This window comes from Kitasatospora sp. NPDC127067 (genome assembly GCF_042724755.1).
Taxonomy (GTDB): Bacteria; Actinomycetota; Actinomycetes; order Streptomycetales; family Streptomycetaceae; genus Kitasatospora; species Kitasatospora lactacystinica.
Genome location: NZ_JBHXEM010000222.1, coordinates 1 through 8,269, shown reverse-complemented (window position 1 = coordinate 8,269; position 8,269 = coordinate 1). Strand labels below are relative to the sequence as shown.

The 8,269-nt window shown below is 73.9% G+C and carries 9 protein-coding genes; 5 read left to right on the top strand and 4 right to left on the bottom strand.

The window, feature by feature from the left end; translation table 11 throughout:
* Positions 1 to 177: 177 nt before the first annotated feature.
* Positions 178 to 783: a transglycosylase family protein gene (locus ACFWJ4_RS40070; protein WP_380554014.1), complete on the bottom strand. Its 606-nt coding sequence runs from the start codon at positions 781 to 783 to the stop codon at positions 178 to 180.
* Positions 784 to 1,131: 348 nt separating this feature from the next.
* Here ACFWJ4_RS40070 and ACFWJ4_RS40065 point away from each other — a divergent pair, with 348 nt between their 5' ends.
* The 4 genes from ACFWJ4_RS40065 (at position 1,132) to ACFWJ4_RS40050 (ending at position 5,659) form a co-directional block, all read left to right on the top strand.
* A complete protein-coding gene (locus ACFWJ4_RS40065; protein ID WP_380554011.1) occupies positions 1,132 to 2,733 on the top strand; it encodes a purple acid phosphatase family protein in 1,602 nt (533 codons plus the stop codon).
* 106 nt (positions 2,734 to 2,839) lie between these two features.
* Positions 2,840 to 3,520: a lysophospholipid acyltransferase family protein gene (locus ACFWJ4_RS40060; RefSeq protein ID WP_380554008.1), complete on the top strand. Its 681-nt coding sequence runs from the start codon at positions 2,840 to 2,842 to the stop codon at positions 3,518 to 3,520.
* 55 nt (positions 3,521 to 3,575) lie between these two features.
* On the top strand, positions 3,576 to 4,676 hold the full coding sequence (locus tag ACFWJ4_RS40055) for a tetratricopeptide repeat protein (RefSeq protein WP_380554005.1): 1,101 nt from the start codon (positions 3,576 to 3,578) through the stop codon (positions 4,674 to 4,676).
* Positions 4,677 to 4,714: 38 nt separating this feature from the next.
* Positions 4,715 to 5,659 (top strand): phosphorothioated DNA-binding restriction endonuclease, encoded by a 945-nt coding sequence (locus ACFWJ4_RS40050; RefSeq protein ID WP_380554002.1) that lies wholly within the window; start codon positions 4,715 to 4,717, stop codon positions 5,657 to 5,659.
* Between the two features lie 3 nt (positions 5,660 to 5,662).
* On the opposite strand, the gene ACFWJ4_RS40045 is transcribed toward ACFWJ4_RS40050, so the two are convergent.
* Positions 5,663 to 6,262 (bottom strand): TetR/AcrR family transcriptional regulator, encoded by a 600-nt coding sequence (locus ACFWJ4_RS40045; protein WP_380553999.1) that lies wholly within the window; start codon positions 6,260 to 6,262, stop codon positions 5,663 to 5,665.
* A gap of 56 nt (positions 6,263 to 6,318) precedes the next feature.
* Between ACFWJ4_RS40045 and ACFWJ4_RS40040 the strand changes: the two genes are divergently transcribed.
* Entirely contained in the window at positions 6,319 to 7,206 is an 888-nt protein-coding gene (locus ACFWJ4_RS40040; RefSeq protein WP_380553996.1) for an alpha/beta fold hydrolase, read from the top strand.
* Positions 7,207 to 7,266: 60 nt separating this feature from the next.
* Here the strand turns inward: ACFWJ4_RS40040 and ACFWJ4_RS40035 are convergent, their stop codons facing one another.
* Entirely contained in the window at positions 7,267 to 7,680 is a 414-nt protein-coding gene (locus ACFWJ4_RS40035; protein WP_380553993.1) for a peptidase inhibitor family I36 protein, read from the bottom strand.
* 164 nt (positions 7,681 to 7,844) lie between these two features.
* The gene (locus ACFWJ4_RS40030; RefSeq protein WP_380553991.1) at positions 7,845 to 8,189 is read right to left on the bottom strand and encodes a hypothetical protein; all 345 of its coding nucleotides are present in this window, start codon (positions 8,187 to 8,189) and stop codon (positions 7,845 to 7,847) included.
* Between the last annotated feature and the right edge of the window lie 80 nt (positions 8,190 to 8,269).

Below are 8,269 nucleotides of genomic sequence, written 5' to 3'. Positions count from 1 at the left end.
CCCCTGACCGCCGCGCCGCCGGCCCGCCCGCTCCGTGTGAGCGGGCGGGCCGTCGCCGTTGTCGGACGGGAACGGTGTCGGACGGGAACGGGGTGAACGACGGACCGCCGCCCGCGCCGGGGCGGTCGCGGGCGGCGGGTCGGGGGGGGGGGGGAGGGGTCGGGGACGGGACGGGGGTCAGGAGGGGAGGTCGAGGACCAGACCGGGCTCGATGAGGTCCGGGTCCTCGCCGACGGCGGCGGCGTTGAGCTCGTACAGCGCGGGCCAGCCGCCGGGGACGCGCAGGACTTCGGCGATGCCGCCGAGGGTGTCGCCCTCGCGGACGGTCCAGGTGCCGTCCTTGGACACGGCCCTGGCCGGGGCGGCGGCCGGCGGCGGCAGGACGCCCTCGCGGCCGTGGCCGCGGGTGGCGCGGGCGCCGCAGACGGGCCAGGGGGAGAGACCGCGGTGGTCGGCCAGGTGCTCGGCGACGGCGATCTGCTGCTCGCGGGTGGCGAGGTCGGCACGCGGTGCGTAGGCGAGGCCGCCGTTCTCCCGCCACGTGGGCCGGTCGAACTGGAGGCCGCCGTAGTAGCCGTTGCCGGTGTTGATGCGCCAGTTGCCGCCGCTCTCGCAGGCCGCGACGCGGTCCCAGTCGTAACTGCCGCCGTCCGCCCTTCCGGGGTCGGACCCGCTGTCGCGGCCCGGTGGCGCGGCGTGGGCCGCCGGGGCGGCGGCGAGGGCCACGGTGAGGGCGCAGAGCGCGGTCGGGACGATGCGGCGCAGACAGACGGTGGGAGGCATGGGCGGCTCTCGGACTGGGGGACAGAACCTGCGCCGTCCGCGGACGGCGCCCTTCCACCCATGCACGCCGGGCGGGGTGTTCCGGCGCCGACACGTCCGGAAGGTCACCCGCACGGCGGCCCGGTACCACCTCGGTGGCCCGCGGCCGATCGGCCGTCGTCCTCGTCGCCCGCCGGTGGCGGGCCTGCCGCCGCTGCCCGCGGAGGGCCCGCGGAGGGCCCGCCGCGCACTGTCTGCGGCGGGCCCTCGCGCACTCTCCAACTCACCTGCAGTGCAAGGGAATCGAAAACACATCCGGTGCTGTCGGACCTCTTGTCAAAGGTTAGGTAAGTTTCCTAACTTGATGTCATGTCCGAGACCGAGACCCCACGGCACTCCCGGCGCGACCTCCTCCGGGCCGGCGCGGCGGGCGGCGCCGCCCTCGCGACCGGCGGCCTGCTGCTGCCCGGCACGGCCCTGGCCGCCCCGCGCCCGACCACCCTCGACGTCCCGACCGCCCTCGACGCCACCACCGGCCGCGCCACCACCACCGGCCCCGCACCCCGGAGCGAGCGGACCGCCGGATCCGCGCTGCGGCCCTTCGGCCGTCACCTCGCCTACGGGGCCGACCCCTCCCAGCAGGTCGTCGTCTCCTGGCAGGTGCCGGACGCGGTGACCGCGCCCTTCGTCCGGATCGGCGTCCAGCCCGGCGACTTCGGCGCCCCGATCGCCGCCGAGGTCCGCACCCTGGTCAGCAAGCTCTCCTGGCAGCACCCGGTCGAGGACCAGCCGCTGATCAAACCCACCACCGTCACCCAGTACTACCTGCACGCGCAACTGGACCAGCTGATCCCGGACACCACGTACTACTACGTCGTGGGCCACCAGGGCTACGACCCGGCGGGCCAGGGCGCCCGGCTCGGCGACGTGGCGAGCTTCCGCACCGCGCCCGCCCCCGGCCGCGGTGGCGGGTTCACCTTCACGGCCTTCGGCGACCAGGGCATCGGGTACAACGCGGCCGCCACCGGCAACCTGATCGCCGGCCTCGACCCCGCCTTCCACCTCCACATGGGCGACCTGTCCTACGCCAACGCCGGCGGCAGCGGCAAGACCAGCGACGCGTACGACGCCCGCCTGTGGGACTCCTTCTTCGTGCAGAACGAGCCCGTCGCCGCACGGACCCCGTGGATGCCGGCGATCGGCAACCACGAGATGGAGCCGTGGTACGGGACGGACGGCTACGGGGGCATGCGCGCCCGATTCACGACGCCCGACAACGCCTGGAGCCGGTCCACCGGCATCTACTCCTGGCGGTACCAGAACGTCGGGCTGATCAGCCTCGACGGCAACGACGTCTGCTACAACACCCCGGCCAACCTCGACTACACCAAGGGCAAGCAGAAGAAGTGGTTGGAGAGCCGGCTCACGGCGCTCCGCGCCGACACCGGCATCGACTTCATCGTCGTCTACCTGCACCAGTGCACGTACTCCACCTGCCACGACAACGGGGCCGAACTCGGCGCGCAGCAGGACTGGGCCCCGCTGTTCGACAAGTACCAGGTGGACCTGGTGCTCAGCGGCCACAACCACGTCTACGAGCGGACCGACCCCATCCGGGCCGGCAAGGCCACCCGCAAGGCCGCCTCCGGCGACACCGTCGACCCCGCGAAGGACGGCACCACCTACGTCGTCGCGGGCGGCGGTGGCGGCGGGCTCTACTCCTTCCCGGCCTCCGACACCTACCTCGGGCACGAGACCGCCAATGACAAGCCCGTGCCGATGGTGGTTGCCGACCGGAGCGGCCACAACCAGACCGTCAAGGTCACCTGGTCCAGGGTCCGCTACACCGGCTACTGCCTGGTCGCGGTCGAGGTGACCCCCGCCGCCGCGGGCCGGCCCGCCCGGATGGAGGTGCGCTCCCTGACCGAGGACGGCACGGCCGTGGACCGGGTCACCGTGCAGCGCGGCTGACCCGACCGGCACCCGGCCCGGCCTGAGTACGGCTACTCAGGCGGCCGGCGGCGGCGCACCGCGAGCATGGAGGTGCCACATCGCCGCGGGACACGGGGGAACAGCCATGCTCAGCACGATCGCCGCCGTCCTGGTACCTGCCCTCGGCCGGCTGTCCGTCACCTCCGAGACGGCCGGCCCGGTCGGCCCGGTCGGCCCGGGCAGCATCGTCGCGGCCAACCACAGCTCCCTGGCCGACCCGGGTGTGGTGCTGGCCGCACTGCGCCGGCTGGGCACCGAACCGGTGGTGATGGCCGCCGCCGGGCTGTGGCGGGTACCGGTGCTCGGCGGGGCGCTGCGGGCCGGCGGGCACATCCCCGTCCACCGCGGGACGACCCGGGCGGCCGGCGCCCTGGACACGGCCGCGGCGGCGCTGGCGGCCGGCCGGGTCGTCCTCATCTACGGCGAGGGCGGTCTGCCCCGGCGCCGGGACTCCCGCGACGCGGAACCGCGCGCCTTCCGCACCGGCCTCGCCCGGCTCGCGGCGGCGACCGGCGCCCCGGTGGTGCCGCTCGGCCAGTGTGGCGCCCGCCGCCTGAGCTCGGGCAGCACCGCCAAGCAGCTCGCCGGATTCGCCACCGCCCCCCTGCGCCGCCCCACCCTGCACGTCCACCTCGGCGCCCCGCTCCACCTGCCCGGCGACATCCCCGAGGCCACCGCCGCCGCCCACCGCGCCGTCACCGCCGCCTGGCGCACCGCGGAGCAGCACTGCGGCCGCCGGGGGCGACGGGGTGTCGGTGCGGCGTGAGACCGTACGGGGCCTGGGTATTCCACGCAGCGAACGGGTGACCGGGGAGGCGATTGTGAGCGGGGAACCGACCATCGACTGGGAGCCGCAGTACCGGGGCGCCCACTCGAACCCTCAGGTCGTCGAGTGCTACGAGCGGTTCGTCTCCACGTCGGACCCGGGGTGGCTGGCCGCCCTGAAGGAGCTGGCCCACGCCGAGGGCGCGCAGGTGGGGGACCTGCACGCGCTGGCGTCGGCCCACCTGGTCGCGGGGCGGCCGGCGGAGGCCGTCCCGCTGCTGGAGTTCCTGGCGTTCCTGGAGCCGGAGGACCCGGCCGTGCGCTACGACCTGGCCGGCGCCTACGCCCGGATCGGCAGTGCGGACCGGGCCGGGCGGGAGCTGGAGCGGATCCTCGCGGACCGGCCCGAGTGGCCGGCGGCCGTCCGGCAGCTCGCCGAGGTCCGGGCCTGGCTGCGGTGGCACGGGGACACCGTGGACCTCCTGCGGCAGCAGGCCGAGGTCTTCTCCCTGCTGACCGCCGACGGCGCGGGCGGTGCGACCGAGCACCTCGCCCTCGGGAAGGTGTTGTACCAGCTGGCCGCGGTCCCGCGCAGCGGCGTCGACTGGCCGGACGTCGTGGGCGTCCTGGAGCGGGCCCACCAACTCGACGACGGCGACGAGCAGGTGCTGGAAATCCTCGCGGCGGCGAGTCACCACGCGGGAGCCGAGCCGCAGTGGCGCGCGGCGCTGCTGGCGCTGGAACGGGTCGCTCCCGGATCCGGGCACCTCGACCACTGGCGCGCGGCCCCGCCGGCCGTCGCTCCGAACCCGGACCGGCTGCTCGCGATCGCCTCCTCCGAAACCGCCGACGCCCACCACGCCCTGCGGGACCTCCGGGCGCAGTACCGGACGGCCCCGAACAACCCGGACGTCCAGCGCTGCCTGGTGCAGGTGGAGGTCGGCATCGGCAATGTGGCCGAGGCGCTGTGGCTGGCCGAGGGCCTCGCCGCCACCGAGGCGCTCGACTGCTACGGGCACGGCGCCCTGATGGTGGTCTACGGGATCCTCGGCGACGGACGGGCACGCCGGCACCTCGCCGAGGCCCTGGAGCTCGCGCCGGACCAGGCCACGACGGCAGAACTCCTGGACCAGTACGACCAGTTGAGCGCCGGATGACGGCGGATCGGGCCATCGGCCCGGCTGATTCCTCCGCCGTGCCGCGAACTGCGCCGGCCGGCACGGACTGGCTCGATCGGGTGACGCGGCTGAGGCGCTGGACGAAGGGCGGCGTTCGTGCGCCGCACAAGCCGCTGCTGCTGCTCTACGCGCTCGGCGGGTACCAGCGGGACGCGGAGGGCGAACTGCGGTACAGCGCGGTCGAGGAGGAGCTGAAGCGGCTGCTCGCCGAGTACGGGCCGTCGCGTCCGACCACCCCCGCCTACCCGTTCCACCACCTGGTCAGCGACGGGGTGTGGGAGGTCCGCACCGATCGGGGGCCGGGGAGCCCCGGCAGCGGGGTCGGGATCCTCCGGTCGAGCGGGGCCGCCGGCAGGCTCGCGCCCGCGCTGCGGGCGGCGCTCGACGAGGAGCCGGCCCTGCTGGGGCGGATGGCCAGGGTGCTGCTGGACGCCCACTTCCCGTCGTCCCTGCACGCCGACCTCTGCGAGGCGGTCGGCCTCGACCTGGAGCGGGCCGAGACCGGGGCCGCGGGCGGGCCCGAGGCCGCGGCCCGGCGGCAGCGGGACCGGCGGATGCGTGAACTGATACTCACCGCCTACGAGTTCCAGTGCGCGTTCTGCGGCTACGACGGCGCCCTCGGGGGGAGCCCGGTCGGGTTGGAGGCCGCGCACGTGCGCTGGTGGTCGCACGACGGGCCGGACGAGGTCGACAACGGCCTGTGCCTGTGCTCGCTGCACCACAAGCTCTTCGACAAGGGCGTGCTGGGCCTGGGGGAGGGCCATCGCATCCTGGTCTCCGACCGCTTCGTCGGCCGCGGCGAGGCCAGCCGCCGGCATGTGTTCGCACTGGCCGGACGGCCGGTCATCGGCCCGCAGCCGGGCCGTCCGCCGGTCGCGGACCGGCATCGGGAGTGGCACACGGACCAGGTGTTCCACGGCGTTCCGCGCCAACCCGCCGACCAGGAGGCGGTGTTGGTATAGGTCCTAGCCGGGGAAGAGCCGCCCGAGGTGGTAGCGCAGGACGGTGGTCGCCTCGTCCGCCGTCCGCTGGCCGAGCAGGACGCTGAGGCCCAGGCCGGCGGAGACGGCGAGCAGGACGACGGCCTCGTGGCGCGCGTCCAGGCCGGGGTCGGCGTCCCCGGCCTGCTGGGCGGCGGTCAGCTGGGCGGTGAGGAAGGCCTCCATCTCGTCGGGCGCGGCGAGGAACTGGGGCCCGCCGAGCGCCGGATCGGTGATGGAGAGCACCGCGTACTCGGTGTGGATGAGATGGAAGGCCCGGCTCTCATCGTCGGTGGGGACGGCTTCGAGCAGGACGGCTTCGATGATGCCGCGCGGGTCGGCGGCGCCGCTCGCGCGGACGCGCCGTTGGACCCGTTCGCCCATGCGGGCCGTCAGCCGGGTCATGGCAGCGAGCAGCAGCTGTTCCTTGGTGTCGAAGTAGTACTGCACGAGGCGCACCGAGACGCCCGCCTCGATCGCCACGGAGCGCATGGTGACGGAGTGCAGGCCGCTGCTCGCCGCCGAGCGGAGCAGGGCGTCGATGATGTGGGCCCGCCGTTCCTCGTGATCCACCAGCTTCGGCATCGGGTTCCTTCCGGATATTTTTGTGGTACAACCATACCATCAAACAGGGAGGGATCATGACCAGGACCAGCGTCGGACACTTCGTCAGCGAGGCCGCCCGGGCGAAGTTCCTTGCGGCGTACGACCGGGCGATGGAGCTGTGGCCCGGCCCGCGCCAGGAACTCGACATCGAGACCGCGTACGGAAGCGTCCACGTCCACCGCTACGGTGCCACGACCGGCGAACCGATCGTGCTGCTGCACGGCCACGCCGGACACCCGTCCAACTGGCACCCGCAGATCGCGGCGCTGGGCGAGCACCACCCCGTCTACGCGATCGACACCCTGGACGACCCCGGCCGCAGCGTGCAGCGCGCCGTCGCGGCCGGATCGGAGGAGAACGCGGCCTGGCTGGGGGAGGTCCTGGCCGGCCTCGGGCTGGAACGGGTCCACCTGGTCGGGGTGTCGTACGGCGGCTGGCTGGCGCTCAACCAGGCGATCCACGCGCCCGAGCGGCTCGCCTCGATCGCGCCGCTCGACCCGGGCGGGATCGAGAAGGTCCCCGCCCGGTTCTACGCCCACATGATCGGCGGCCTGTTCGGCATGCTCGCCCCGCGCCCGCTGCGCCCGGCGGTCGGCCGACTGCTCGCCAACCCGGCACTGAGCGCGCCGCGCGAGATGATCGCCCCGCTGATGCTCGCCATGCGGAGCTACAAGCCGGGCAGCCGCCCGCCGGCCCGGCCGTTCACGGACGAGGAGTTGGCGTCGATCGAGCTGCCGGTGCTCGTCCTGGTGGGCAGGCGCAGTGCGCTGCTGCGGCCGCGCCAGGTGGTGGAGCGGGTCACGAGGCTGGTGCCGGGCGTGCGGGCGGAGATCCTGGAACGCGCCGGACACGGGCTCAACCTGGAACAGCCGGAGGCGGTCAACGAACGGCTGCTGGGCTTCATCGGCGCCGTCGGGCGGTAGTCCTGGAAGGCCCGCAGGGCCCCCGCGCGGCGGAGGCCCTGCGGAGCGTCTTGCGGTGCGTCAGGAGAACAGGCGGGCGTCGTTGTTCGCCGCGGCGTTGAGCGATCCCGCGTACCCGTTGTCGAAGGGCACCCAGAGGCCGTCGCTGATCTTGCTGACCCACACCGTGTGGCCGGTGTTGTTCACGATCGAGGCGGCGTTGTTGTACATCGTCACCCCGTAGCCGGAGCCGTTCGCGTAGCGGGCGAACGTGTAGTTGTGCAGGTCGAGGTTCTGGTTCGGCGAGAAGTTGTCGAACGATCCCCAGCCGACACCAGGTGAGTTGTAGTACAGGCAGACGCTGCCGTTGGGGCACGCCTCCGCCCCGCCCGGACCTGCGGCGTAGGCGCTCCCGGTGGCCATGGCCACCGTGCCGGCCGTCAACGCCGCCACCGCCGCGATGCTGGCCGTACGCCGTCCGATCTTGATGCGCATTCCGTACTCCCGTCCCAGTCGACAGTGCAGGAAGGCCGGGCGGGCCGAGTCCCGTGCGGACCACTGCCCCCGAGGCCTCGAACAGGCTGGCACGGGTGCCCCGTTCGCGCTACGGTTGCGCGCCGTTCCGCTTGTGAACAGATCTGGAGGGCGCCGGCTCGGAGTCAGGCGGCTGCGCTCCGGCTTGCCGTGGCGGCCTCCGGCTGCGCGAGCCAGATCAGCCGGGCGGTGACATCCGGCCGCCTGGAGAAGTGACGTACGGCCCGCTCGGGTGACGCGAGGGTCATGCGCGTCCGCCCGTCGACGCCGATCACGTGGGTCCGGCCGTCCGAGTCGGCGAGCCCCCAGGCCGCGACCCACCCGTCAGCGTCCTCGCCGCACACCTGGACGACGGCGAACAGTCGGGGTGCGGTGTCGATCACGAGCCCGCGCAGCTCCTGGTCGAAGGTCAGGCCGGCCGGCGGGTGAGGCGTGGTCGAGTGGGAGTTTGGCGAGGGCGCAGCGGTCATGGAAGTCTCCTATATGCAGGGGAGTTGGACGTCGCGCTGCTGTAAACCCCCGCCGCCCCCCCTCCAATAAGCACAAAAAA

Excerpts from the sequence above, each read along its gene's own strand:
- ACFWJ4_RS40065 (WP_380554011.1), top strand. The coding sequence starts at position 1,132 with ATGTCCGAGACCGAGACCCCACGGCACTCCCGGCGCGACCTCCTCCGG.
- ACFWJ4_RS40035 (WP_380553993.1), bottom strand. The coding sequence starts at position 7,680 with ATGCGCATCAAGATCGGACGGCGTACGGCCAGCATCGCGGCGGTGGCG.
- ACFWJ4_RS40070 (WP_380554014.1), bottom strand. The coding sequence starts at position 783 with ATGCCTCCCACCGTCTGTCTGCGCCGCATCGTCCCGACCGCGCTCTGC.
- ACFWJ4_RS40060 (WP_380554008.1), top strand. The coding sequence starts at position 2,840 with ATGCTCAGCACGATCGCCGCCGTCCTGGTACCTGCCCTCGGCCGGCTG.
- ACFWJ4_RS40040 (WP_380553996.1), top strand. The coding sequence starts at position 6,319 with ATGACCAGGACCAGCGTCGGACACTTCGTCAGCGAGGCCGCCCGGGCG.
- ACFWJ4_RS40045 (WP_380553999.1), bottom strand. The coding sequence starts at position 6,262 with ATGCCGAAGCTGGTGGATCACGAGGAACGGCGGGCCCACATCATCGAC.
- ACFWJ4_RS40030 (WP_380553991.1), bottom strand. The coding sequence starts at position 8,189 with ATGACCGCTGCGCCCTCGCCAAACTCCCACTCGACCACGCCTCACCCG.